Origin of the sequence: Alteromonas portus, assembly GCF_005117025.1 — a bacterium.
GTDB lineage: Bacteria > Pseudomonadota > Gammaproteobacteria > Enterobacterales > Alteromonadaceae > Alteromonas > Alteromonas portus.
In genome coordinates this window covers 344735-370926 of sequence record NZ_SWCO01000007.1, presented here as the reverse complement: position 1 = coordinate 370926, position 26192 = coordinate 344735, and the positions used below count along the sequence as shown (strand labels likewise).

Here is a 26192-nt window from a genome sequence, read left to right as displayed (position 1 = left end):
GCAAAAAAGTCAGTTGAATATTATGCGCTTTTAACGCACATCTCTCAACAAAGGAAGCAGGTCTTTTATCGCGAGAGTTTAAAAAGACAGCAGGGGTTAAAGGGTTTTCTCTAACTTTAAAAATGTGCCGTCCACAAGCGTGTATGCGTGGCTGTTTTCTTGGAAAACAAGCGTCGAGCCAATAATTGCGCTGTTATCTGAACACGCCAGGTCTACTTGCGTAATCTTGTCATCGCTGAAGTCTAATGACGATGGCTGTGCACCAAATGCAGCGTAAAAGTCTTCTCCCGTCATCTTTTGAGACGAATATATAGGAGACTCACAAAGCGCTTGATCGAGTTTGGCTTTAGTTTGCTCGTAGGTAACAGAACGCCCAAGAAACTGTTCTGCTTCATCCTTTGAATGAGCACTAACACCCACATGATAAGCTTTAGTTACTACCCAAGTCCCTTCGTAATAAGCGGGCTCTTGAACAGCACAGCCTAGGGTAAACGCACATATCCCGAACGCACCAATCACTAAGCTATGAAATCGCCAAAACCTTTTGACGTGTCCAACAATACTCAATCTATCCTCCACATATAAAACCTCGAAAAATCAGATAGTTTAACGTAGAAACCATCTATAAAGTTCACTAAAGATAACGTGGATATAGAGCTTTCAGGTCTCGATATAGTTCTGATTAAACGTCCAAACATCAACAATGAGCGACCAAATAAAAAAGCTGCGTTTTTACGCAGCTTTATATTATGTCACCACATCTTCTAATTAATAAATGTGGTCTAAGTTGCTTTTTTCAAGCTAAACACCTAATTAAACTGTCTATAGCTTATTCATTTTTGGTCTATTTCAATTCGCCCGTGTACCGTAGAGATGTCTACATTTGCAGCCCCACCGTTGTGGATAAAGCGTAGCCAGCTACCTGGGCCATACTTAGGCTTTTGCGACTTTTCATCACTGATATTATTTACAATGTTGCCGCCAGCGTGCGTCTCAATATCAAATTGTGCCGATACGCCATCTTGAAAGACAAATTCCATCGCACCGCCTACAGAGTTCGCTTTTACGCTACCGTTCTTATTAAGACCTAAACTTGCATAAGTCCTTCCATTAACCGTATTGATTTGCAGTACGTCCACCGCTTGAAGTGACACATCGATTCGACCGTTGACGGTTTCTACTGATACGTCTGGGCTATCGGAAGTGATGTCGAGTTTGCCATTAACTGACGCAAAGCTTACTGGGGTGTTTCCTGAGTGTGACGCTTCAATTTCGCCATTCACTGTTTCCGCTTCTAAACGGCCTCTCACATTCTCAAGCACGATATCGCCATTAACCGACTCAACTTCAACCCGCTCACCTATGTTTTTAAGGGTTACGTCGCCGTTTACCACCTCAACATCTACTGCTTTTGTTATACCTTCTGCAATAAGATCAGCATTGACCGCGGTGTAGTGAAGGTCGCTTGCTGAAGGTATATAGATAACAAGGTCGTCGCCATCTTTCCCTTTATTAAACCAGCTCTTTGAGTGGCGCTCGACTTCAACGTGTATAACCACAACATCTCCGCGTCTTTCAAAGATGAACTCTTCAGTTTGATCGCCCAGTTCACCGGTGACACGAACCTGAGACTTATCCCAAACTCTGATATCTGCTTTTCCGTTGATGTGTTCAATGTCCACTTTCGGCGAAGACGATGTGTCGATGGTCTTATCTATTTTTTCTCCTGCAAACGCTGTAGTAGCGATACTTAGCAGCGCAGTAGTAAGTAATACCTTGGCCCCTAAAGGTGCCATGAACGTGTGCAAAAATGTGCTTTTCGTATTTATATTCATCTTTAAACCCTTATTAAATTTGCTGCCACTTTGGCGCGTGCACTCGCTCAATTAAGGCAATCTGCTGTTGATATACGTGATGCAGCATTTTGATTAATGCTGAATTGTCTGGATCGTCCTTTAATGCCGCTTTAATAACATCTGCAGCATCGTCCAATTCTTTTAATTGTTCTTGCCAATCTTCCGTTAGCGCTGTTGTACTTTCATAACTAGCAAGAAGACTATTCACTTGTTGTTGCTGCTGCATACTCATTGCGTCAATCAGGGCATAGCCATCGCTTCGACTTTCATCAGCTTTAAACGCAAAAGGAGCCGCGAACCACAATACAGTAACTAAACAAACGCTTGCGGCTATTGCCATCCACTGTTTTGATGTAACCGTAGATGATGAAGCGTCGTCTTGTGAAGCGTCGCCTTGCTGCGATGTTATGCCGAGTTCAATACCTCGCCACAAATCTCGTTCTGGTTGCTTCTCTTTTGATATCCCAGAAATATGCTGAGCAAGCTTGTCGTCAAAATTACTCATCATCGACTCCCATAAAATCTTTCAATAATTGCTTAGCACGGAAAAATTGTGCTTTGCTTGAGCCCACTGCCATGTTCAACATGCTGGCAATGTCTTCGTGTCTGTAACCTTCAATTGCATGGAGGACAAAAACCATTCTGGCTCGCTCTGGTAAGCGAATAACTAATGCCTCTAAATCCACATCGGTGCTGTTTTCTTCAGCCGGCATCTCGTTAATGCCGCTGTTTTCCAAGTTAAAAATCCGCTGCACCCATCCCTTCTGCTTGCGCATATAGGAGATGGTAATGTTTGCCGTAACACTGTGTAACCATGTGGAAAATTGGCTTTGCCCATCAAAATTAGCAAGCTTTTTCCATAGCTGAATAAAGACTTCTTGCGAAGCATCTTCTGCCATTCCCTTTTCACCTGTAAGCCGGTAACAAAGCGCGTAGACTCGCCCAATATGTTCATCGTAAAGGGACCGAAACGCCTGCTTATCGCCCTTTTTCGCTTTAGATATCAGCTCATTTTCGCTTTTATTACCAAACACCACATTGGCGTGTACAACACGTTGTTGTGTGTGTTCCATTCTTTTCTCTTTGTTATTTGTGGTGCTGATTAGCATTAGCACTTGTTAGTGTTATAAGGTTAGTCGTACCCTATAGTAGAAAGGTTTAAATGCACAAAAATATTTTTTGGAGATGCCATGTCTACCTCATTTTCTGTTAACGCTCTGTTTGCTGGACAACCTCGGCCGCTAGGTCCTCGTGGAGCACCTAGTAGTATTGTTAAAGCCCCCGTCGACGCGTTAACGGTACATATGGACAGAACCGATGAAGACGAACAAGCTAACAAACGCCTTCACGGTGGACCGGAAAAAGTGCTGCATCAGTTCAATCCAACCAACTATCTGACGTTAAGAAAGCACTTTCCAGAAGGCGAATTCTTGCTAGGCAGTATTGGCGAAAACATTAGTGTAGAAGGCATGGACGATGCTACCGTTTATATCGGCGATATATGGAAGTTCGGCGAGGTAGAACTGCAAGTAAGTGCACCCCGTGCCCCTTGCAATAAAATCTCGCAACGCTTCGAGATCCCTAATTTGGACAGATTTGTTGGGGAACGGGGAATCACTGGCTGGTATTACCGGGTTGTTAAAACCGGAACCATTCACGTAGGCGACGAAGTAACATTGCTGCACCGTGAAAACGACACCGTTAATGTTCACACTCTTATGCAGTGTGCCCATACAAAAGCCGACAAAGCACTGGCTGAAAAGCTAGCTAAGCTGGAACCGCTTGATGATGAGTGGCGTGGAAAATGCCAGAAAATTGCAGATAAGATTGCAAATTAATAGCGTAGTTTGAGAAGGTAGCTTTGTCATACCCGTCGTGAATGTGGCGTGAGTCATTGCGAAAAAATGGAGAAACTTCATTTTCCAAACGGCGTAGTATGGGAGGCAACTTTGATGGCGCATTCACATAAACCCAAAGGGCGCACTTTTCTGTGTTACAGGAAATGTAATAACCCACCTCATCTTCAGTGTAGGACTGAAAGACTTGGTTGAGAGCGCTGTGCATTGAAGAGCGCTGGAAATTTTCAGAAACTGGGTACTCCATATTAATCGTGCAGCTGTCTATGCAGAGGGCATAAGGGGCAAGTGATTGGGTAGGCTTCTCATTGAGGAAATATCCCCAAATCCAGAGGTAACCGCAGAAAACAACGGATAAAGCAATAAAAGCTCTGCTTCTTAACTCAGACATGTTCAATCCTTGAAAATAGTATCGATTCTTCCTTGAATAAAGAATAACCATTACAGGGAAAGGAGGCAAGCCGAGAAATTCGAGTTACTGGCGTGTATCAAAAAGACACCTGTTCACCTTCATTCAGAATAACCCAGGGCATTGCAGGACTTAGCTGCTTTTTCATTTTCATCAGTCGAAATAGTGCAGAATGTGACGTTTTGTCACCCATCATCCAGGTGGTGTTTCCAAAGCCCCAAGGCACTACGGCTTTACAGCCTAGATCTTGGGCCGCAACAATCGCATCTTCTGGCGTAGTATGTACCTTGCGATACCATTTAGGAGAGGTCTCGCTGAAATAAGATGCGATAGGTAATAAGCAAACATCTATATCGCCAAAGCGGGCATTAATATCTTTAAAGTGGGGTGAATACCCCGTATCCCCCGCAAAAAACAACGTTCTGCCTTCGCTCTCAAATACCCAACCACCCCACAATGTCGCATCGTTATCCTCGTATAAATAAGGTACCCAAATTCGGTTACTGAAATGATGGGCAGGGACGAAGTGAACAGAGGTTTTGCCTACATTTTTGCTGGTATACCACGCCATTTCATTAACCGTGTAGCCTCTATTAGGGAAGTGCGCTGCGAAACCTAACGGAACAAGGTATTCGGGCTTTGTGCCTAATTCGGCAATATCGGCTTTATTAAAATGGTCGTAGTGTATATGGGAATAGACCACAGCGTCGGTTTGAGCGAGCTTGTCTTCATCTACTTTAGCGGGTTCGTTGCGGCTGATCCCCTCTGCCAATCGAAAAGCCCAGTTAACGGGCCAATCAAACTGACCAAACACGGGGTCAATAAGTATTTGCTCGCCACCTGCAGTCTTAAGTAAAAAGCTTGCGTGCCCAAGCCATTTAACGGTAAAGCCTGTGTGTAAATTCACTGCCGGGTTGTTGCCAACGAATCGACAATCTTGCATGTTACTTTCACATTCAATATCCCCAGACGCTGGGTAACAATCATTAGTACAGGTAACCGGATATGCTTTAAAACTCTCGTAAATATTGCTGAACCTGTCCTCATAACCCGGCTCATCTGTGTACTTGATCAGCGCGTTTTCACCCTCTATCTGAGTAACATAATTGGAACTAGCGCATCCAGTTAGAGTACATCCTATTATGACGAGCAATATCGATAACGTCGTTAACTGCTTTAAGTTCAATGCCATTTTTTATATTGCGTCCTTGTACTTCAACTTAAGAGGGGAAGGGGCTAAATGCGCCGCTACAATTAGGTTTGAATTACTCACTTGTAAGTCGCGCTAGCCCTAACATAGCTATTAAAAACTATTGTAAAGCGAGAAACCATTAGCACCACCCTAAATTTGTAACAATATAAAAGCGCGCACTATCGTCACAAATCGAGAAGTTGCAAATGATAATTATTATTAATAATATAATATGAAATTTTTCTCTTTAAGTCGTTATGTGTGAAACCCGAATACTCATTATTGAAGATGATGCAACGTTAAGTGAGCAAATTACGCAGCTGCTGCAGGCTCGAGGATTTGACACTCGCCATGAAAGCGATGGTCATGCCGGATTACACGCTGCGCTTGAGGAAAACTTTGACTTAGTATTACTCGACATACGCCTTCCCTCTTTGAATGGTCTCTCATTGCTGCATCAGCTAAGACAAATAAAACAAACACCTGTGATGATGATTACGGCGTCTGGTGCCGAGCAAGAGCGAATTGAAGGCTACCGTAAAGGCGCAGATGACTACTTACCTAAGCCCTTCAATTTTACTGAAATGATGCTTCGCATCGACGCAATACTAAGGCGTAGCAAAGCATTGAGTAATTCGGGTACGCAGAAGTCAGAAATCTTGGTTGATGTGCTTTATCTGAATCGCATTCAACAGGTGACTAAGTATCACGCTAAATTACTCGAATTTACTCCTATACAATTTAAGCTTCTGTGGATGCTTGTAGAAAACAAGGGCGAGACGTTGAGCAAAGCATTTCTTTACCACAGTGTGCTTAATAAGCCCTTTTCTCGCTATGACCGAAGCCTAGATATGCATCTTTCTAGAGTACGTAAAAAGCTGGTTGAAACGGGTATGCCCCCTGAGCGCCTTGCCACTGTGCATGGTCAAGGATATCGCTTTTCGTGAAAAATAAATTGCTTTGGCGCCTATGTGCCTTCATCGCTGTTGGTACTGTTCTGCTATTTTGGGCCATAGCTTGGCTTACTAATCACACCGAAACGAGCATGAGCTTTCTAGATAAGGCGCATCAAGAAACCCTTTACGCCTATGGTGAGGAAGCGGAAGAAATTTATCTAGAAAAGGGAGAAGAAGCATTAGCCGTTTTCTTAAAAGAGATAAGGACGAAAGAGAACACCTGGCTTGCTGTTGTTAATTCTCAAATGACTACGTTCGCTGACACCAAAATGTTAGATGAGTTTGCAGATAGGTTTCAAATTGGGCGTAGTCCTGAATGGAAGGTACATTTGTACTTCTCTGAAAACCCCGTGATGGAAGTGCCTTTCGTAGACGACAACACGCATTTTTTGATTCAACTTCCACAGCGGATGCGCCCAGGCTCGTTATTACTCGCCACCCGCTTGGCATTACAAATTGCGTTGCCTTTGATCATATTAAGCCTATTGAGCTTTATGCTTTATCGACATGTTATGACACCACTTAAGCAGTTAGAAAGGGCAACAAAAGAGTTTGCTAACGGTAACTTAGAAGCTCGTGCAATGGCTGCGATGCCCGAGCGAAATGATGAACTTACTACACTTGCTCAAACCTTCGACAAAATGGCCCAAAGAACGAGCAGTCTCATTTATAACCAAAGAAGTTTGCTTGCAGACCTTTCTCATGAACTTCGCACGCCCCTTGCCCGCATTGATATGGCGATAGACTTTGTTGAACAAGACATTAATCGCGAACAAGCCCTTTCTCGCCTGCGCTATGAAGCCAGCACAATGAGAGAGCTTGTTGAAGATACCCTAACCTTTGCCTGGCTAAATACAGAATCGCCTCAATTAAATAGCGATGACTTTGACTTGGTAGAGCTTATTAATGTTATTTGTGAAGATGCACGCTTTGAATACCCTGATAGAGCCTTATGTGTAAGCACGCCGGAATATGCGAGTATAGAAAAAAGCAGTCAGCTTGCTTTGGGGCAGGCATTAGAGAATATTATTCGCAATGCTTTGCGCCATACACCGCAGCAAAGCAAAGTAAACGTGACCTTGGTTAGCGATAACAATAACTATATTATCACTGTTACAGACGAGGGCACTGGCGTCCCTGAATCAATGCTAGACGCCATATTTGAACCCTTTTTCAGGGTAGACAAGGCCCGTGCAGCGAAAAACTATGTTCATGCTGCAAAGCGCTCTGGGTTTGGCCTTGGGCTTGCGCTGGCGAAGCGTCAAATTGCCGCTGTAGGCGGCGACATATCTGCGTGCAATCGCGTCAACAAAGGCGATGAGCAAAGCAATAACTCTTATCTAACTGGCGCAACAAAGCAGACAGGACTGATGGTCACCATCAACCTGCCTAAGTTTTCTGATGCTGCTTTCGCAAACTAAGAAGTCTTTTCACACCAAGTAGTGTGCCAGTATAAACTAAGATACAGCAAAGCAAGCTGACCAATCCTGCTATGGTCTGGCCTATAAAGCCGAAATATTCGCCCGTATGTAAAAAGCGAGAAGTGCCCCACGCCTGACTTCCTTTGGGCCAATCTTCTTTATATAGTGTCCTGGTGATGTCACCGCTTCTTGTGTCGAAATACAGTGAGTACGCTAACTCTTGCCTGTGCCCAATGCTTTTATCAATATAAAATCGGGCGACGCCCTCACTTTTACCAATCTCCATCCACATGGAGTACCAGCTCTGATAGCCATGCTCATTGGCGTGTTGCTGCGCTTTATTAAACAACGTGTGGTAACTGACAACGTCGGCGTCTAGTGTCTCAGGCATTGCCTTCTTTTCGCGAGCAGGTACTTGTTCACCATACATGCCATACAGTGCTTTGTTAGCCCATTCAAAATAAAACAGAGTAGCCGTTGTTCCAATTACAAGTAAAAAAGGCAATGACCACATGCCAAAAACAAAATGCCAATGTCGGCGACGATGTTGTTTGTTTGTGTATTTTTGCCGCAACCACATTTGCTGCTTTAAGGACTTTTTAGATAGGTGTTTCGGCAACCAAATGATGACACCCGATAACAGCAAAAAAATAAAAATAAGATTGCTATAAGCCGTTATGGTTTTGCCAATTAATTGGTAGTCGCCTTCCATTAAGAGGTATCGATGGAGGTCAGTGATGACATGAAATGCCTCTTCAACGACCCCTTCTCGTTCTCTTAATATTTCTCCGGTATAAGGGTGAATAAGATAACTATGCTCGCCCGCCCACGCCGGAATGGCCGCTCCTTCGCTATTTACCCATCTAACGAAGATATGCGCTTCGTCAGGATGCTTTTCGCGAAGTAGTGATACAACTTGGTCAGTCGAGATCACCGACTTTTCAATATCAATGGTTTGCGCATAAGCCATTTCACTTAGCTCTTTAAACTGGCGCTCGTAAGTTAGCAATACCCCAGTAAAAGCCATAATGAAAACGACAATGCTGGCCAATAAGCCAGCAAATAGGTGGGTCCAAAAGACCCACCTTTTAAACGTGGAAAAGTTCATTTAATAGCGTTACTTAGAAATCGTAAGTCACTGATAAACGAATATCTCGCCCAGCTTCTTGTGGACCAACAACGCTTGGGAATACTTCGCTGTAATCACCCACACTTGAATGGTCGATATAGGCTTCATCAAACAGGTTAGTAACAGCAAGGTTGACGCTAAGATCATTCGTTACTTCCCATTCGCCATAAATATCCACTAGGGTATAGTCTGCTTTGTTTAGTGAATACAGCGAATCAGTCCAGCCATTTTCTAAGGCCTGATGAAGGGTATCTATGTTGATGTCGTCAACCATAGTAATGTTGAAGCCTACGCTGATGTCAGCAGTAACGGTGTAGTCTGCACCAAGTACCCAGGTATCGCCGCGGCTATTACCTAAGCCAACAAACTCGTACCCGTTAATATCGATGCTGTTATAAGGCACGCTGTATAGATCTTCACGAGGCATCAACTCAACGTCTACGCTAGAGAAACCGAAGTACAGGTCAACAGAATCCCAGCGATACGCAAGGTTAAACTCTACGCCAGATGATTCTAAGTCGCCGATATTATTAAATACCGAGTTACCTTGATAACCGCTAAATAGCACATCATCAATGGTAGATTCATAAGCGCTAAGGCGCGCATTTAGATTATTGGCACTGTATTCGATTGACGCTTCGATATTGGTAACAGTTTCAGGCACCACGTCGCTAGCAACAACAGGAACGTCTTCGCCATCGTATAAGTACTCATCTAGGGTGAAGCCATCACCAATTTGCTTGCCGCGAGCCGCTTCTGCGTAGCCAAGACCAAGGGTCCAAGCTTCGGTAAGCTGATATTCAAGACCTGCGTTAAAGCTAAGTTCATTGTCATCTAGTCCAGATGGCTCATCGGTAACTGGTGTGCCGTAATAGTCATCAATAAGAATTTCTTGCTGGAAGTCAAAATTGTCGTAACGTACGCCATAACTTAGCAACAATTCTGGCGTGATGTTGCTATGAGCCTGTGCATAAATTCCTAATACGCTGCCTTCTTCTGCATTTTGAACAGGGCCTGTTCCAGGGCCGCTCTCAACTTCGTCTTTGCGATAATCGATACCATAGGTAAATACGTGATTGGTAACGTCGCTCGTATTCCTAATATCAAACCCATAGGTGTCAATCTCAGACAGCCAGTCAAAACGTCCACCACGGAATGACGATGAAGTTTGATATGCTGTAGCTTCTAAAAACACCATCGCACTATGGTCAAAGCGGTAGTTCGCTACGTAGGTATCACGCTCTGCTTCACTAGGATAAAGCGGGGCACCTTCTAGTACTACCCAGTTAGGTCTTGCCGAAAACTCACCCTCTTCATCGCGCTGCTCTGCACTTAATGAAAGGTATTGATTATCCGCAATGTAACCACTGGCTTTAAGGAACATGAGATCTTGATCTGCGGCAGTACCTAGTACTTCATTGCCGTCACCGTCTTCAAAGTTATCTCTGTCAACCGTGCTGTAATAACCTAGTAAGCCCCAAGTGTCGCTTAGCTTTCCATAAAGGCTGCCGCTATATCGGGTACCATCGTTTGAGAAATAACTTGCTTTTACTCTACCACCAAATTGTTCGTCGCCTCTCAATAAATCTTGCGCGTCTTTGGTTTTAAAGCGTATTGAACCGCCTATAGCACCTGGGCCGCTTGTCGCTTCGCCGGCACCAGCCTGCACATCAATTTGCTTCAAAAGATCAGGGTCTAAAGTAACGCGACCAATGTGGTGAAATAGCGTTGAGGTTTGCTGTGCGCCATCTACGGTTACATTTAGGTAAGCATCTTCTAATCCGCGGATAAAGATTTTTTGTGCTACACCCACTGAACCGCCAACGCTGACCGACGGCGACTCTCTGAAAACGTCAGCTAAGTCGTTTGCCTGAAACTGCTCAATATCTTCAGCAGTAATGCTTAAGTTAGTTGCTGCGCCTACCACAGCAACTCGCTCTATAGACTTGGTTTCTTCATTCTGGTTTTCTAAGGATTGCGCGAATACTGCTGGGCTGGATAGCGTGCACACTGCACTAGCTAAAACTAACTTTTTCAAGGGTAACTCCATTTGACAATCAACAATTACAAATAAGAAACATTCTCATTAAGTTTTGTCTAAATGGATAGTATTTTTACAATTGTTACACTTCCTCAGCTTTTCGCCGTCAAAGACTCCCGCTCATCGTTGTAACGCACCTTCTGCCCTGCGCGTAGGCGTTCAGCCCCTCTCACCACAACAGAACGCTTTGGGTTCACATCACCAAACACTTCAATTCTATCGCCCATGCCCACTCCGGTTGTCACCTTCACTTGCTCAGCTTCGTTATTTTCGTTTAGCTGATAAATAAAAGTGCCCGACTTCCTTAGTACTAGTGCATCGCGGGGTATGGTGACACCATCATGAGTATCGCTGCTAGGTAAGGCCACGCGCACTGCACTGCCTATTGGAAAATCGCTTGGGTTGATGGCAATTCTTAGCTCCATCATACGCGATGCAGTGTTGCCTACCGGTACAATGGCACGAATAGATTCTTCTACTTGGTTCACGTTATTGTGAACTGTCACGCTCATGCCGTTAGCAAGATAGGGTAATACGTTAAGGGGGGCGCGCACCTGAACTTCAACACTATCAGGGTTTACCACGCGAAGCAGGGTTTGCCCTACCCCAGTATATTCGCCAGGCGACTGCAACCTTTCAACCACCAAGGCTGTAAAGGGAGCACGAATACTGCTTTGTGCAATCTGATATTCGGTAAATTCTAAGTCCAATTTGGCTTGCGCCAATTCCTGTTTGGCATTCTCTAAGTCAGCTTCCACTTCCTCTAACTCACCTCTGGACGTGTTTTGACTGGCCTGAAGGTTTTTGTACCTCGCGAGACGTTTGGTAAATAGCTCAACCTGCGACTGCCATCTGGCAATATTTGAGGCATTTTGATTGCGGGTAATGCTCAAGCGAGTATCGTCTACTTTAACTAAGGGCTCCCCCGCTTTTACCACATCACCTACCTCTGCCATCCAAGTGATGCGACCGTCTACCTCAGAGGCGAGGTTTGCATCGATAACGCTTAGTACCGTTCCAGGAACCCAGGTTAGTTGTGAAATCGCTTGCTCTCTGGCTTCATCTATTTGAACCAGCAAAGGTGGTGGTTGATTGTTATCCTTTGCTTGCGCGCTCAACGATACACTGCTTGCCAATAAGGTAAACAAACCAAAGGCACGAAAACTAGAGGTAAACACACTAAGGGCGAGAGTAGAAGTCATTGCTTTCATGGTTGTCTTTTCCTTACACATGGTCGTTGTATTTGTTTTGTTTTACGGTGGATGAAGTAGTCGGCGATGCGCCAGTGCTCTGCATACGCTCGGCCAAGGGTTTGAGTAAATTTACAGATGACGTTGAAGCCGTCATACGCAACAAGGTAGGCAGTAATAGCAAGGTGAATATGGTACTTACCGTCATTCCTCCCACAATAACAGCCGCAAGACCTCGGTAAATAACGCTGCCCGCACCTGGTAGCAACAGTAGGGGCAGCATGCCAAAGATGGAAGTCAGCGTGCTCATAAAAATAGGCCGTAAACGAAGTTTAATGGCTTGCTCTACCGCGTCATCACGGGTCAGTCCTTCTTGCTCGCCTAGACGAGTCTGATGCACAAGTAAAATGGCATTGTTCACCACGAGCCCTAGCAAAATTATAAAGCCAATCATGGTTAACAGATCCATGGGCTGGAAGGTAAAGATGTTCATGATACGAATAGCGATAACTCCGCCCACCGTGGCTAACGGAATAGAAAGTACTACCAGCACGCTGTCTTTCAACGATTTAAACAACCCCGCCATTAACAGCAGTAGTAACACCATGGCGAAAAGAAAGTTATCAGCCATCGAGGCAATAGCCCCTTTTAAACTATCCGCGCTGCCGCCGTAATTAATAGCGCCATCGGCAGGCATCATAGCCATAATGGCAGGCTCAACCTCAGAGGTAATCACTTTCATGGCTTCTTCTAAACTCATACCCTCTGGCGGATTTACGTTTAGCGTAAGGGTTCTGCGACCATCAATGCGCTGAATACGACTTGGTCCTACGGCTCTTTCAATACCTACCAGTTCGCCTAATTGCACCACCTCGCCTGATGGCGTCATGACTGGCGTACTGTTCAAGTCTTCAGGTGTAAACCAGGGTGCTGAGCGAAAGATAATATTCATGCGTTTGGTTCCGTCGAAGTACTCCCCCACATACATACCATCACCCATGGCGCGTACCAGGTTCCCCATACTGCCCCGATTTAACCCGACTTCCATCATTCGGCTATCATTAGGGTAAAAGCGAAGCTCTGGTTCGGCTTGCTCTAGTGGAGGATTCGAACGCACATTAGCGTTAGGGAAAACTTCTCTCAATTTGTCTAAACCTGCCTGCGCAGCAATGCCGAGCATGGCCTGATCGGTACCTTGAAGATGAATGTCGATAGACCGACCGTTTCCAAAGCCACCGAACAAATTGCCTTGTTGTGAAAAGGTTTGTGTATCCGGCAAATCCTTTAAAATTTCATCGCGAACAATGGCTTCTAACTCTTTGACCTTAGACTGGTCTTTAGCGCGAACACCCAAATTTCCGCCATTTGGCCACGTGATAATGTAGTAGTTCTTTAGCGCTGGCTGCTTTTCTCCGTCCATATAGGGCTGCAATCGCTCTACGATAATTGGCATCACTTCTTCGCTAATAAAGTTTTCACTGGCACCTGCAGGCAAACTTAAGAAGGCGTCAACGGCATCGCGTTTTACGGGCGGCAAATAATCCATGGAAGGCATAAGCAAAACACTACCTGTAATAGGCACGCCCATGAGCGTTATGACTAATACAAGGCGGCGAAGCGGCGTGCTAGATAACTGCATAATAGCGCGGGTTATTTTTGCCCATAACCGCTGTAAGCTATCAGCTGGCATGTTGCCATTAAGGTACCTAGCGGCAACGACGGGCAATACCGTTACCGCAACAACTAGCGACATACACACTGCAATGGCGATGGTAAGAGCGAGGTCAGCAAACAATTGCCCTTCAACATCTTCCAAGAACATGACGGGAATAAAAATAGCAACGGTGGTGGCAGTTGACGCCATGAGGGCACCAAACACTTCTTTCGTTCCCCGATGGGCACAATCCTCCATGTGCGTTTGTGAATTTGAGCATTTATTTTCGACTTCGGCGCTCTTGCGGGTTCTTACTATATTTTCCAGCACGACAATAGCGGCATCTAGCACCATACCTACCGCAAAGGCGAGCCCTGCTAGTGAAATGATATTGAGCGAGCGACCGGTAATCTGAAGCACCACAAAAGTGCTAAGTAGTGAGATAGGAATGGCCAATGCCACAATGAGCGTTGCCCGCAGCTGGCGCATAAAGAGCCAAAGCACGGCAATGGCAAGCAGCACGCCTATAAATAAATTGCTGGTAACTAGCTGCACCGCTCTATAGATAAACACTGAGGCATCGAAGCTTTGCGCCATCACTAACTGTTCAGGGGCCAAGTCCTGTTCGTTTATTAGTGCAACTTTTGCTTTTACGGCTTCTAAGGTAGCTAGAACATTGGCGTTGTTTTGTCTGTCTACGCGAATAGATATAGCCGGATTGCCGTTTTGCACACTGTAGTTTGCACCGTCAGCGCGGGTGATTTTAATGTCGGCAATGTCATTTAGAGTGATAGGGCTACCGTCTCGCCATTCAAGGATCATTTCACCCATTTGCGTAGGCTCGTAACGACCTTCAAAACGCAGGGTGTAGCGTCTTCTGCCCACATCGACAAAGCCGCCCGAAATATCATTCGCACGACCCAACTCGTTAGCGACTGCCGTCAGGTCAATGCCTAACTGCGCCGCCTTAAACGGGTCGAAAACAATTTGAAACTCCTCGACGCCGCCAACCCCGCTTTCCATACGCGCTCTTGCAACACCCGGAATAGATTCAAGCTGAGGTTTAATGACATCGGTAAAAAAGGTCACATAGGTATTAATTTCGTTTGGATTGCCTGGAAGGCGCTGAAGAAAGAAGTAGGTCAAAGCGGGTGCGTCTCCCCCACTTCCAGCAAGCATAATATTAGGAGACAGGGCATCGCGAGGTAGTGGAGGTACACGGTTCATGCGGCTAATCACTTCAATGAGTGTCTTCTGCATGTCCGTATCTAAACCAAACTCTAGGTTTATCCACGCGTTGCCTTGGTTTGCCCATGCATTCATCGACTCAAGGCCAGGGATCCCCTGCAGCACTTCCTCTTGAGGTTCAATGATCTCCGACTCAATCTCTTGAGGCGACGCTGCGCGCCAAGAGGTCTGAATGTTAATATTCGGTCTTTCAATGTCAGGAAACAGCTGTACAGGTAAATTAAACAGGCTATATAGCCCTAAAAATACCAGTAGCGTTATTCCGATACCTACCCCGGTCGCGTTTTTTATTGCTTGCTTAGTAATGTCCATAAGATGGCACTTATGCTTTTTATTGTTCGGTTTACTATAGGTCGCAGCAATGACAGAAAAAGTTTAAAGCCATGACACTAAGAATTTCAGCGATTATTAACATTATGTTTAAAAACCATTTAAAAAACGTTATTTGTCGCAGATGAGTGGACCTAAAAAATAGGCTATTTGCCGACGCTGGTCATATTTGGTTACACCCATCGTTAATTAGGCGTCGCGACCTGGAGTGAGGGTAGGGATATTTTAAACTCGCCCTTCGGGAAGATCTGGCAAGCTTCGTTCTGGAAATTTGAAAAGGAACGGCCATTCCTGCATTCCCACGCCTTGCTAGGAGACTTGCTAACGCCTTCTGGGTGGGCAATTATCTATACGGATTGGTATTGACCTTAAATATCGGAAAAAATTTTGAGCAAAAAAAAGCCGCTCCAAGAGCGGCTTTTTTCAAATACGTCAGCGATTACGCTTCAGCAATGATGATCACTTTGATTGAAGTGATAACGTCAGAGTGAAGTTGTAAGTCGATGTCATACTCACCAGTCTCACGAAGAGTACCAGTAGGTAGTTTAACTTCTGCTTTTTGTACTTCAACGCCAGCTGCAGTGATTGCATCAGCGATGTCACGAGTACCAACAGAGCCAAATAGTTTACCTTCGTCACCAGCAGGAGCTGCGATTGTAACTTCAGCAAGCTCAGCAACTTTTTCAGCGCGTGCGTTAGCAGCAGCTAGTTGCTCAGCAATTTTCGCTTCAAGTTCAGCACGACGTGCTTCGAACTTTTCAACGTTGTCTTTAGTTGCAGGAACCGCTTTACCCTGTGGGAAAAGGAAGTTACGAGCGTAACCAGACTTAACAGTCACTTGGTCGCCCAGGCCGCCAAGGTTGGCGATTTTATCTAGTAGGATGATATTCATCTTAGCTAACCCTTATATTCGCCAAATTACTTGTGTGAATCAGTGTACGGAAGCAACGCAAGGAAACGTGCGCGCTTGATCGCAGAAGACAGCTGACGCTGATATTTTGCGCTTGTACCAGTAATACGGCTAGGGACAATTTTACCGCTCTCAGTGATGTAGTTCTTAAGAGTAGCGATATCTTTGTAATCAATCTCAGTCACACCTTCTGCAGTGAAACGGCAGAACTTACGACGTCTGAAAAAACGAGCCATGGGTGATCTCCTTAAGCGTTGTCTTCAGTGGTTTCAGTTTTCTTTTCCGCGCGATCTTGGCGAGGAGCAGAATCGTCACGACGCTCACGACGAGGCTCTTCTTTCATCATTGGAGAAGGCTCAGTCACAGCAGTCTTAGTGCGCATAACCATGTTACGTAGGATCACGTCGTTGAAACGGAAAGCATTTTCCAGTTCATCAACAGCTTCTGCAGACGCTTCAGCATTGATTAGTACGTAGTGGGCTTTGTGCAGCTTTTCAATTGGGTAAGCCAGTTGACGACGGCCCCAATCTTCTAAACGATGAATCTGACCACCGTCTTGCTTTAGGATTGTGGTATAACGCTCGATCATACCAGGTACTTGTTCACTCTGATCAGGGTGAACCATAAATACGATTTCGTAATGACGCATTATAGCTCCTTACGGTTGCAGCCTCGACAGTACAGCCGACTGTATGGAGACAAGGAACGAATTGGGATGGCTGTAAGGGCGCGCATTATACGCAGCAGTTACTAATTGCACAAGCATTAATCACCTTTAGAACAATCATTTGCCTTTTCCCCAAACACTACGCTCAGACATTTAACAAAAATACTGTTTATTTATACAGTAAAATACTGTACAGTTTTTGTGTCTTTAATAAATAGGGGACCTACCATGGCCATTACCACACAGTATGTTGTTACGCACAAAGGGGTAGAAAAATTGGTAACTACCGACAAAAAAGAAGCCGATCAGTATGACAAAATGCTCGATGCAGCAGATAACCTTGCTGACTACATTCATGCGAAGGGCATTAAGCTAGACGATAGCGTAGTGGAAGAGCTCACCATTATGCTGTCTAAAAACAAAGATAAAATCAGTAAGATTTTCAAAGGTGCTACCGCAGAAAGCGTATTAGAAGATGAAAGCGCAGAAGTGGTAAAGCTACAAGCTAACGGCTGATAATGTAGTTCAACTCGCCCTTTATGTCGTTATGATGAACAATAAGTAAGAGCAACTGCCGCTTTAAATGCGTAAGTTTTGATAACATAACTTCGTTAAGTGATGTTATTTGATAACATCACTTTAAAGCGGTGCTGTTTTTCTTTACTTGCTTTGGGTACCTGAAATAAGTAGGGAAACAAGTAAGAAACCAAATAAGAAACAAAGTACCGCTTTTGCTAATGTGAACATAAGACGTAAATACAGGTCGGGCTTAGCGTGAATACCATCAATAAAAACAATAGCACTCATTCCCAGCGTAACGCGTTGGAAAAAGAGTGCAAAACAGCAATAGAAGTAAGCAACTTACAGTTTTCGTACACCAAAGAAAGTGCCCCCATCATTGACATTGAAGCGTGGCAAGTTTCGAAAGGTGAACACGTTTTTCTTTCAGGGCCTTCAGGTAGCGGAAAGAGCACATTACTCAATTTGCTGTGCGGAACGTTAACTCCAACTCAGGGCGACATCGCTTTATTAGAGCAACCCTTCTCCGCATTATCGAACCGACAGCGGGACAAGTTTAGAGCACGCAATATTGGCGTTGTTTTTCAACAATTTAACCTTATTCCTTACCTTTCTGTGGCACAAAACATTAATGCGGCGGTGTACTTTGCGGGTGCTAAAACAAGCAAAGAAACAGCAGACGCACAGCTTCGTCATTTACTGGACAAACTACAGCTGCCATCTCACGTGCTACATGCGAAAGCTGACGCATTAAGTATTGGTCAGCAGCAGCGCGTTGCTATTGCCAGAGCACTGATTAACGACCCACAATTATTAATTGTCGATGAGCCGACCTCTGCGTTAGATACTGATGCCAGAGATAGCTTTATGTCACTACTAAAAGATGTGGCAGCTGAGAGCACCATGATTTTTGTTAGTCATGACAAAGCCATGGAGAGTTATTTTGACCGCCATTGCAGTATGAGTGAATTAAGCCCGTGTACTAACCACGTAAAGGCTTCAGGCGATAAGACACAAATAGTTCAGGAGCGTGCGTAATGCTTAGCACCATTGCTATTGAAAGCTTAAAGCGCAGGAAAACCACAGCAATTCTCACGCTTCTAAGCATTACCATCAGCATCAGTTTACTTTTGTGCGTGGACATTATTCGCAGCCAAGTGAAAACCAGTTTTACGCGCACCGTTTCCGGTGTTGACCTTATTGTTGGCGCACCAAGTGGACAGCTAAATTTACTCCTGTCGTCGGTGTTTAATATAGGCACGCCCACCAAGGGTATTGAATATAAAAGTGTTGCTTCGCTTAAATCAAACAAACAGGTATCGTGGCTCATTCCACTCTCTTTAGGTGATACTCACCGAGGTTTTAGGGTGGTAGGTACGACCAACAGCTTTTTTGACCACTTTAAATATGGTGATATGCAGTCGCTTGAAATGGCAGAAGGCTCGGTATTTACGCAGCCACTGTCTACGGTTGTTGGTGCAGACATTGCCAAATCATTGGGGTACAAGGTAGGGGATAAGATTATTATTTCCCACGGTTTGGGAAGCGTGTCTTTCAACAACCATGATGATCACCCTTTCACTATCTCAGGTGTTCTTAAGAAAACCGGTACGCCCGTAGATAAAGCTGTATACGTAACCTTACAGGGGCTTGAAGAAGCCCACACAGGACCTAAACTTTCGCCCACCTCAATGTTAGGCCGTAAATCTGCTGACAAGGCGAACGAGCATGAGCATGAGCATGAGCATGAGCATGAGCATGAGCATGAGCATGACAAACATACCGAAGAACATGCGCCTTACAATAGCGAAGCGTTCACGCCTGAGTCAGTATCTGTGGTGATGCTTGGGCTAAAACATCGGGTAACTGCGCTACAGTTGCAGTATCAAATTAATCAAAGTAAAAAAGAGCCGCTTATGGCGATACTACCGGGCATGGCGCTCGCTGAGCTTTGGCAGATTATGGGAAATGTAGAGTCGCTATTGCTTGGTCTTTCCGGTCTTATCGTCATCTGCGCGCTAATTGGGCTTGCGACTATGCTGCTGGCGACGATGAGAGAACGTTATCAAGAAATCGCCGTTTTACGAACCATAGGCGCAGGACCATTTACCTTACTGCTACTCATACAGATTGAAGCTATGCTGCTTACGACTGTAAGTGCCGCACTAAGTTTAGGCTTAGTAGCGGGGCTTATGAGCATGTTAAAACCTTGGTTAAGCAGTACCTATGGATTGTTTTTAAGCAGCCCGCTGTTTGGTCAAAGCAGTGTTATCATCATTTTACTGATACTGGGGTGCACATACTTGGTTTCGCTGTTTCCCGCTGTGGCGGCCTATAAACGAGGCCTACACGCAGGACTCAATGCGAACTCATAAGTACCTATGCTTACAGCGTGATTTCGGGCTAAAAAACTTCCATTTAGCCCCTCACCTGAGCACCAATAGGTCTTCAATGAAAAGCGCTGGGGAGAGAATTACTCTCCCACTCGCTTATCTGTACTGAAACGCAATATTAACTCGTGAACCTGATTAACCGTTGCGCGCAAATCGTGACTTGCTGCAAGCGATGCTTCAGATGAACGCTGGGTTTCAGACGCGCCGTCAGCAACCTCTACTAACTGCTGGTTGATATGCTCTGCCACCGTGCTTTGTTCTTCCACAGCAGAAGACATCTCTACTGTGGCATCGGCAATACCTTTCACAGCATTGTTAATTTCAAACAATGCACCCCGGGTTTCTTCTACTATCGCACTGCCGTGCTCTGCTGAAGCTAGTCCTTCCGTTGATACTCTAACAGCGCGGTCAGAACGTTCTGCCAATTCATTAATAATGTTGTGGATTTTGTCAGTCGATTCGCGGGTTTTCGAAGCTAAGGTACGTACCTCGTCGGCTACAACCGCAAAACCTCGTCCTTGCTCGCCAGCTCTAGCGGCTTCAATTGCGGCGTTAAGGGCTAGCAGGTTAGTTTGCTCTGCGATGGTAGAGATGATATTCGCCGCTTCACCAATATCACTGGTTGATTGAGCAAGTTCTGTCACCGTGGTAGAAATTGATTCAACTGCCTCACGCAACGCAACAATCGCCTGCATGGCCTCTTCGGCTTTTCGATTTCCTGTTTCTACATTAGATGCCGCTGTCCTTGCGCTTTTTGCGTTACCTTCTACACGTTCAGCCACTTCTTGAATCGCTTGGCTCATTTGCGTTACTGCAGACGCAATTTGCTGTGTTGCTTGATTTTGCTGAACAACGGCAGCACTGGTACTTTCTGCTTGTTGATGCGTAGTGTTGGCTATCGACTCAAGGCCTGCTGACGCATCTTTAATTCGGGTTAACGCCGTGCGATTTCTGGCAAGTTCACACCCAAGTGCGAGTTTGGCTTGGCTTATATGGGGTAGATCTGGGAAGTAGGTTTGGGCCACCGTTTCATTAGCATAGCTTTCCGGGCTAAGAGAAAGTAGCGCGCCCCAGTCTTTTCTGGTTTTGTCTTCTTGAGCAATCATTAAAACTATAGCGCCAAGCAGTGCAATGCCTGCTGCTGCCCAACCATGGGTAAACGCGAGTACTAAAACAAGAAGGGCGCTTGTCAGTAATGTAGGCGCCATATGCATGAGGCCTTGCCCAAGTCGCGATATTGGTGATACCGCAGATTTTCCTTCCTGCATTCTAGCGTAAACGCTAGATGCCCGTGCTATCTCGTCATTTAAAGCCGGTACGCGAACAGACTCATACCCAACTACCGTTTTGCCTTCATAAACAGGCGTTACGAATGCCGACACCCAATAGTGGTCACCATTTTTCCTTCTATTTTTCACCAATCCTAGCCAACTTTGACCAGATTCCAAGGTACGCCACATTTCTTTAAATACAGGCGCAGGCATATCAGGGTGACGGATCAGGTTGTGGTTCTTTCCTATTAACTCTTCTCGCGTAAAGCCACTTGCTTCCACGAATTCATTGTTACAGTGCTGTATAACGCCACGCTTATCAGTTGATGAAATAAGGCGATGGTGGGGGGGAAACTTATACTCTTTTTGGGTAACAGGCTGGTTATTTCTCATCAAATACTTTCTCCATTTTGCAAAGCACTCATCCATAGAGCAGAAAGCCTTTGCTTTATCATAAGACTAGAACATAAACAGCCACTGTCTAGCTTATAGAAAAATTAGAGAAATATTATAATCTATCAATGAGTTAATGAAGCATTTTATACTTTAGGGTAATGGCAACACAACGGATACTTTCGTCCCTTTGCCCTCAGCGCTAATTATATCTATCTTTCCATTGTGCTCTTCGACAATGGTCATAGAGATAGACATACCTAAACCCGTGCCCTCACCTGGCGGCTTGGTCGTAAAAAAAGGAGTAAACACTTTACTTAACGTTTCTTTTGACATGCCCTCACCTTCGTCTTCAACAACAAGGGAAACATCGAGTTCACTCTTTTGCACTTTTAACGTAATGCATTTTCCTTCGGGGGTCGCATAAATTGCATTAGTTAAAAAGTTCACCAGCACCTGCTGAATCTGTCCAGAGTTCCCGCTGAAAAAGACATCTTCGTCAGGTACTTCAAAACGCACCGCATTGCGATAACGATGAAGGTTGTTAGTGAGCTTAATAGCCGTGTTCATTGCGTCGATAGCGCTAATTTGCGAATGCTTACCCGACCCTGGATAAGAAAAGCTTCTTAGCGCCTTTACTATCTCGATAATACGTTCGATGCCTTCGTGAGACTCATCAAACATTTCTGCAATTTCTGCGGCGCTGTCTTTTAGCGAAAAACGCTTCTCTAGCGCCATAAAATGCGACGCAATTTCACCACCTGCTTGCTGACAAAGACTACCAATTTCTTCAAGGGCACGTTGATAATCATTGAAGATTTCTTTTGCAACAACAGTGTTACTTCGAACGTAACCAATAGGATTGTTTATTTCGTGCGCTATACCAGCAGCAAGCTGACCTAACATGGCCATCTTATCTGCACTGACCAACCTTTCTTCAAGGAAATCTCGATCCTTTTTCACATTACTCAATTCAAGCTGCCTGGTACTCAATTCCGTTTTTTTATTTTGGTACCGAGACGTGATGTTGAGGTAGTGCTTTGTGGTATCTAAAACGTAAAGCGTCTCTTCTTCCAGGTTATCGTCTTTGGTCAGCAAAACTAACCACGTATATTCCCCCTTCGACATTTCGTGCATAAAGTGAAGCAAACGGGATTCTTTATCTGTTTCGGGCTGTATCACCGCACTTACACACCAATGAGAGTAGCTTTCTCGTAAATCTAAAGGCGTTTCTTCTTGGATAAATTGCGAGAGAGTGTGAGAGGTTACCCAGCCCTGTCCCTGAACAAGTACCTTGTTATCGTTGCCAATAATGAGTTCGTCATCTTTTACGGTAAAAGCTTTACCGCAATATGCACCACTGAATTCAACGGCAGACTCAAGGGCCGAGAATATATAGCTTTCCCCAGACTTGGCGTGAGTAAGTTGAGAGGCCGTTCGATTAAGATAAAGCAGCTGGCGCTCTCTTTGTTTAGAGTCTTTGAGTGCTTTTCGCAGTGCCTGATTGGCAAGGTAAGCATCCTGAGAGTAGGTTTCTAAAAAAGATTCTGCGTTTTTACGTGCTATTTTCTGACGCTTTAGCTGTCGCTCCAGCGAGCTGACCCGGGCTTCGAGCGCACGAATACGTTCGTTTTCGGTGGAATACGATGCATCACTCACCCCAAAGCCCTCCATTGTCCGTCCGCTCGTTAGTAAGCGTACGCCATATTCATTTGTGCTTCAGCACACAATAGCTTAACCAGCCAACCGGTCAAGAAGCATCATTACACGCTCGCTCGCCTGTTCCATTTCTAGTAGTTTAGCATCAGCCTCTGCATTTTTACCCGCTTGTTTCGCTCTAATCGCGTCTAGACCGCTACTATGCACTTTTGCATGAGGGGCTTCAATCTCTCTGAACGCGGTAGTCTGCCCAATTGGGCTATTCGCATTTTCACTAAACCACTGACCTAAACGACAGTTCATGTGATCACTGAAATCAGCTGCTGATTTATTGCTAAAGCCGCACAACACCTCGTAAATACCAGATTTCCAAACAACGTGATCTAACTTTACAGTTTGAATGAACGTAGCCATTGCACCTTCACTGATTGTCGTTTTCATGCTGTCGCAATGCTGGACCATAGATTGGTAACTGCTATTAAGCTGATTGATTCCTGTCTCTAGCTGCTCGTTGTTTCCACGCAGTTCGTTCACGCCTGACACCGCTTTCGATGTAGATTGAATAATACCATTCACAAGCTCTGAGACTTCTGTCGCAGATTTATTCGTTTCCGTTGCCAACGCTCGTACCTCATCGGCTACAACGCTAAAGCCTCGACCTGCATCGCCTGCGCGGGCAGCTTCAATAGCGGCATTGAGTGCTAGCAAGTTAGTTTGATCGGAAATACTGGTGATAGTCGTTACAAATTTATTGATGTTATCAGCCGTTGTCGACAGACCTGAAATACGCTCGCTCATACTGCCCATCTGTACATTGAGACCACTCATGTCAGATACGATTTTACTGAGCGTAGATGCCGATTCACTGAACAAATCGTTGATGTTTACTATAGACTGACTTTCTGCACTGATTTTTTCATATGAACGTAAAACCGTTTCACGAACACCTTCAACTTGCGACAAAGAATCTACTAGACACTTTATCACTGTCGAATTAGCGGTGGAGGCTTCATCATTGTTTGCAGTTTCGAGAGCCGCGGTCAATTCAAAGTTTTCAGCTTCAAGTGTTGACACTCTATCTAGCGTCTCTTGAAGGCGTTTTTCTAATAGGACAACCTGAGCTTCTTTTTCTTCGAATTTACTGCGTGATACAAACATGTGGAGATACCGATTATTTTTATAGAATTATTTTGTTCAGACTAACAGAGGTTATATCGTCTTAGCCATTAGTCTGAAGTAGCGTTATTGTTTGATTATCGGCAGAAAATTATAAAACTGAGGGGATAAATTAAACTATTATCTCTGTTTTTAGTTTGCAGGCAGTAAATGTGGTGGTAGAGGTGCACGACGGGCGCTTTTTTTAGGTCCATACCAGGTTGATAGGTAATCTAATATCATTGGTTCTGCGTCACCCAGTGGCCACAGTTTCTGCGTTTCTTGCATCCAGCGAATAGTCTCAAGCCACCTTTCACGGCTCATGGCATTCTGAGTAATAAGAGAAGTAGAGTGACAGGCACTGCAATGGGCTAACACTAAGTTGAAGCCTTCTACTTTTATAAGACCTGACTGAGGATCGACGTCATGCTGCACATGCTCTTTTGATGAATTTACCATGCCCATCGTTTTATTGGTCTCGGTATCGGCTGCTGCTACGGATATGTGAAGCCCCCCTACTAAGGCGATAAGTCGAACGGCGATGCAAACCATACCCAGTGCCCCATTCCCCTTAATATACATAAAATCTTGCACTACTCTACCTACACCACACGCACAGCTATACGATGACAGGCATTGTTTAAATACCCTTTTGGATTCCATCCAGGTAGCACCATAGGCTGAGACTTTCCATGCTCATCTTGTGCTTTAGCCCATACCTCGTAATAGCCCTGCTGAGGGAAGTTTATCTGAGTACTAAACTGCTGCCATGCGTGTCTGTTTGCCGGTGCGTTCAGCTGAGCAAGATGCCAGGTTTGGCCAAAATCGATAGAGGTAAACACCTTGGCAATTTTGCCCTCACCACTCCATGCATGTCCCCGAACGGTTAGCTTTTCTTTAAGAGAGTGGTCGCTGCCAGACTTTGGAAAGGTAATAAGCGACTTAACTGGCATAGCTTCAATAATACACATGTCTTCGTCGGCAACTTTCGCGCCAGGCGCTACAGGTTTACACGGCATTCTATAGGCTTTACCCAACATTTTTGCACCGTCGTGCACGCGGTCTCGAATTACAATTTTCTTAAGCCACTTACCTGACGTTGATGCAGGCCAGCCACCAAATACCAGCCGCAGCGGGAAGCCGTTCATCAAGGGAAGCGGTTCATCATTCATTGCCCACGCGATTAACGACTCGTCCTCCATCGCTTTGTCGATGGGCACGCCACGAGAAATAGCCGCTTTGCCCGGTGTTCGGCTTAAATGCTGATCATCACCGTAATAACCAATGTAAACCGCGTCTTCCTTTACGCCCACTGCTTTTAGCACGTCTTTTAGCCTCACTCCTGTCCAGCGTGGGCAGCCTACTGCTCCTGTCGTCCACTGGTTACCGGTAGCGGCCGGTGAGAACTCGGCCCGCCCATTTCCGCCACACTCAAGTGTTAGCTGATAGGTGTAATGCTTAAATTGAGCTTTTAGTTCTTCAAGGGTAAAGGTTTTTGACTGTGCTGCAGACTCCCCTTCAATAGTAAGCGTCCAGCTGCTTGCATCTGGCGCTTGCGGGGGAATACCGTTATTTCTTACAAAAAAGCGCGAAGCAGGTGTGACTACATCATCCAATAGGTGTGCTGGTGTTTCTGCGTTTAATGGTCTGTCATTGAGTATGGTTAAACCGTCTTTACCTTTAATAGAGAAAGGCGTGTCGGCCTGCGCAAATGCTGCAGGAATGAGGCCCGCTGGCATAAATTGCCCGTACACCACTTCGGCACCGAGTAGCAAAGACAGTGACTTTAACCCTTTGATAAAACCTCGGCGAGTCAGTGTATTGCTGGTTCTTTGAAAAACCTGTTCGTCGGCTTTTACAGGGTCTTTGGCATAAAGTTCGTGAAGACCGCGTTTTTTCACTTAGACCACCTTATCAGTACAAACGATTTTGTATTTAAAATA

The 26192-nt window shown here is 45.1% G+C and carries 24 protein-coding genes; 6 read left to right on the top strand and 18 right to left on the bottom strand.

Annotated elements, in window-relative coordinates; genetic code table 11:
- Positions 1–96: 96 nt before the first annotated feature.
- The 4 genes from E5672_RS13300 to E5672_RS13285 all read right to left on the bottom strand — a co-directional run bounded on the left by E5672_RS13300 (position 97) and on the right by E5672_RS13285 (position 2929).
- A complete protein-coding gene (locus E5672_RS13300) occupies positions 97–567 on the bottom strand; it encodes a hypothetical protein (RefSeq protein WP_136782628.1) in 471 nt (156 codons plus the stop codon).
- A gap of 266 nt (positions 568–833) precedes the next feature.
- Entirely contained in the window at positions 834–1835 is a 1002-nt protein-coding gene (locus E5672_RS13295; RefSeq protein WP_136782627.1) for a DUF4097 family beta strand repeat-containing protein, read from the bottom strand.
- Positions 1836–1848: 13 nt separating this feature from the next.
- Positions 1849–2361 (bottom strand): hypothetical protein, encoded by a 513-nt coding sequence (locus E5672_RS13290; protein ID WP_014951110.1) that lies wholly within the window; start codon positions 2359–2361, stop codon positions 1849–1851.
- Positions 2354–2929, bottom strand: coding sequence for an RNA polymerase sigma factor (locus E5672_RS13285; RefSeq protein WP_136782626.1), 576 nt, complete (start codon positions 2927–2929; stop codon positions 2354–2356). The genes E5672_RS13290 and E5672_RS13285 overlap by 8 nt, the downstream gene beginning before the upstream one ends.
- 117 nt (positions 2930–3046) lie before the next feature.
- Between E5672_RS13285 and E5672_RS13280 the strand changes: the two genes are divergently transcribed.
- Positions 3047–3694, top strand: coding sequence for an MOSC domain-containing protein (locus E5672_RS13280; RefSeq protein ID WP_136782625.1), 648 nt, complete (start codon positions 3047–3049; stop codon positions 3692–3694).
- Here E5672_RS13280 and E5672_RS13275 read toward each other — a convergent pair.
- On the bottom strand, positions 3624–4103 hold the full coding sequence (locus E5672_RS13275) for a hypothetical protein (RefSeq protein ID WP_136782624.1): 480 nt from the start codon (positions 4101–4103) through the stop codon (positions 3624–3626). The two genes, E5672_RS13280 and E5672_RS13275, sit on opposite strands and share 71 nt — an antisense overlap.
- A gap of 97 nt (positions 4104–4200) precedes the next feature.
- Positions 4201–5313, bottom strand: a complete 1113-nt coding sequence (locus tag E5672_RS13270) for an MBL fold metallo-hydrolase (RefSeq protein WP_136782623.1) — start codon at positions 5311–5313, stop codon at positions 4201–4203.
- 257 nt (positions 5314–5570) lie between these two features.
- On the opposite strand from E5672_RS13270, the gene E5672_RS13265 reads away from it, so the two are divergent.
- Positions 5571–6260, top strand: coding sequence for a response regulator transcription factor (locus E5672_RS13265; RefSeq protein WP_136782622.1), 690 nt, complete (start codon positions 5571–5573; stop codon positions 6258–6260).
- The gene (locus E5672_RS13260; RefSeq protein ID WP_136782621.1) at positions 6257–7690 is read left to right on the top strand and encodes a sensor histidine kinase; all 1434 of its coding nucleotides are present in this window, start codon (positions 6257–6259) and stop codon (positions 7688–7690) included. The genes E5672_RS13265 and E5672_RS13260 overlap by 4 nt, the downstream gene beginning before the upstream one ends.
- Here E5672_RS13260 and E5672_RS13255 read toward each other — a convergent pair.
- From E5672_RS13255 to rpsF, 7 genes are all read right to left on the bottom strand, one after another.
- Entirely contained in the window at positions 7659–8798 is a 1140-nt protein-coding gene (locus E5672_RS13255; RefSeq protein ID WP_136782620.1) for a PepSY-associated TM helix domain-containing protein, read from the bottom strand. The genes E5672_RS13260 and E5672_RS13255 overlap by 32 nt on opposite strands.
- Positions 8799–8811: 13 nt before the next feature.
- Positions 8812–10857, bottom strand: coding sequence for a TonB-dependent receptor (locus E5672_RS13250; RefSeq protein ID WP_136782619.1), 2046 nt, complete (start codon positions 10855–10857; stop codon positions 8812–8814).
- A gap of 95 nt (positions 10858–10952) precedes the next feature.
- A complete protein-coding gene (locus tag E5672_RS13245) occupies positions 10953–12071 on the bottom strand; it encodes an efflux RND transporter periplasmic adaptor subunit (protein WP_136782618.1) in 1119 nt (372 codons plus the stop codon).
- Between the two features lie 13 nt (positions 12072–12084).
- Positions 12085–15264, bottom strand: a complete 3180-nt coding sequence (locus tag E5672_RS13240) for an efflux RND transporter permease subunit (RefSeq protein ID WP_136782617.1) — start codon at positions 15262–15264, stop codon at positions 12085–12087.
- A 457-nt stretch (positions 15265–15721) separates the two neighbouring features.
- Positions 15722–16174, bottom strand: a complete 453-nt coding sequence (gene rplI, locus E5672_RS13235) for a 50S ribosomal protein L9 (protein WP_012519953.1) — start codon at positions 16172–16174, stop codon at positions 15722–15724.
- A gap of 26 nt (positions 16175–16200) precedes the next feature.
- Positions 16201–16428 (bottom strand): 30S ribosomal protein S18, encoded by a 228-nt coding sequence (gene rpsR / locus E5672_RS13230; protein WP_012519954.1) that lies wholly within the window; start codon positions 16426–16428, stop codon positions 16201–16203.
- A gap of 11 nt (positions 16429–16439) precedes the next feature.
- The gene (rpsF, locus tag E5672_RS13225) at positions 16440–16841 is read right to left on the bottom strand and encodes a 30S ribosomal protein S6 (protein WP_014951120.1); all 402 of its coding nucleotides are present in this window, start codon (positions 16839–16841) and stop codon (positions 16440–16442) included.
- A gap of 246 nt (positions 16842–17087) precedes the next feature.
- On the opposite strand from rpsF, the gene E5672_RS13220 reads away from it, so the two are divergent.
- From E5672_RS13220 to E5672_RS13210, 3 genes are all read left to right on the top strand, one after another.
- Complete coding sequence (locus E5672_RS13220; protein WP_014951121.1) at positions 17088–17375, top strand: YebG family protein; 288 nt, start codon at positions 17088–17090, stop codon at positions 17373–17375.
- Positions 17376–17633: 258 nt separating this feature from the next.
- A complete protein-coding gene (locus E5672_RS13215) occupies positions 17634–18416 on the top strand; it encodes an ABC transporter ATP-binding protein (protein WP_136782616.1) in 783 nt (260 codons plus the stop codon).
- Entirely contained in the window at positions 18416–19753 is a 1338-nt protein-coding gene (locus E5672_RS13210) for an ABC transporter permease (RefSeq protein WP_136782615.1), read from the top strand. The genes E5672_RS13215 and E5672_RS13210 overlap by 1 nt, the downstream gene beginning before the upstream one ends.
- A gap of 98 nt (positions 19754–19851) precedes the next feature.
- On the opposite strand, the gene E5672_RS13205 is transcribed toward E5672_RS13210, so the two are convergent.
- The 5 genes from E5672_RS13205 to E5672_RS13185 all read right to left on the bottom strand — a co-directional run bounded on the left by E5672_RS13205 (position 19852) and on the right by E5672_RS13185 (position 26150).
- Entirely contained in the window at positions 19852–21435 is a 1584-nt protein-coding gene (locus E5672_RS13205; RefSeq protein ID WP_136782614.1) for a methyl-accepting chemotaxis protein, read from the bottom strand.
- A 153-nt stretch (positions 21436–21588) separates the two neighbouring features.
- Positions 21589–23094: a sensor histidine kinase gene (locus tag E5672_RS13200; RefSeq protein ID WP_136782613.1), complete on the bottom strand. Its 1506-nt coding sequence runs from the start codon at positions 23092–23094 to the stop codon at positions 21589–21591.
- Positions 23095–23169: 75 nt separating this feature from the next.
- Entirely contained in the window at positions 23170–24252 is a 1083-nt protein-coding gene (locus tag E5672_RS13195) for a methyl-accepting chemotaxis protein (RefSeq protein WP_136782612.1), read from the bottom strand.
- A 150-nt stretch (positions 24253–24402) separates the two neighbouring features.
- Entirely contained in the window at positions 24403–24714 is a 312-nt protein-coding gene (locus E5672_RS13190) for a hypothetical protein (RefSeq protein ID WP_240692241.1), read from the bottom strand.
- 137 nt (positions 24715–24851) lie between these two features.
- Positions 24852–26150 (bottom strand): sulfite oxidase, encoded by a 1299-nt coding sequence (locus E5672_RS13185; protein WP_136782611.1) that lies wholly within the window; start codon positions 26148–26150, stop codon positions 24852–24854.
- Between the last annotated feature and the right edge of the window lie 42 nt (positions 26151–26192).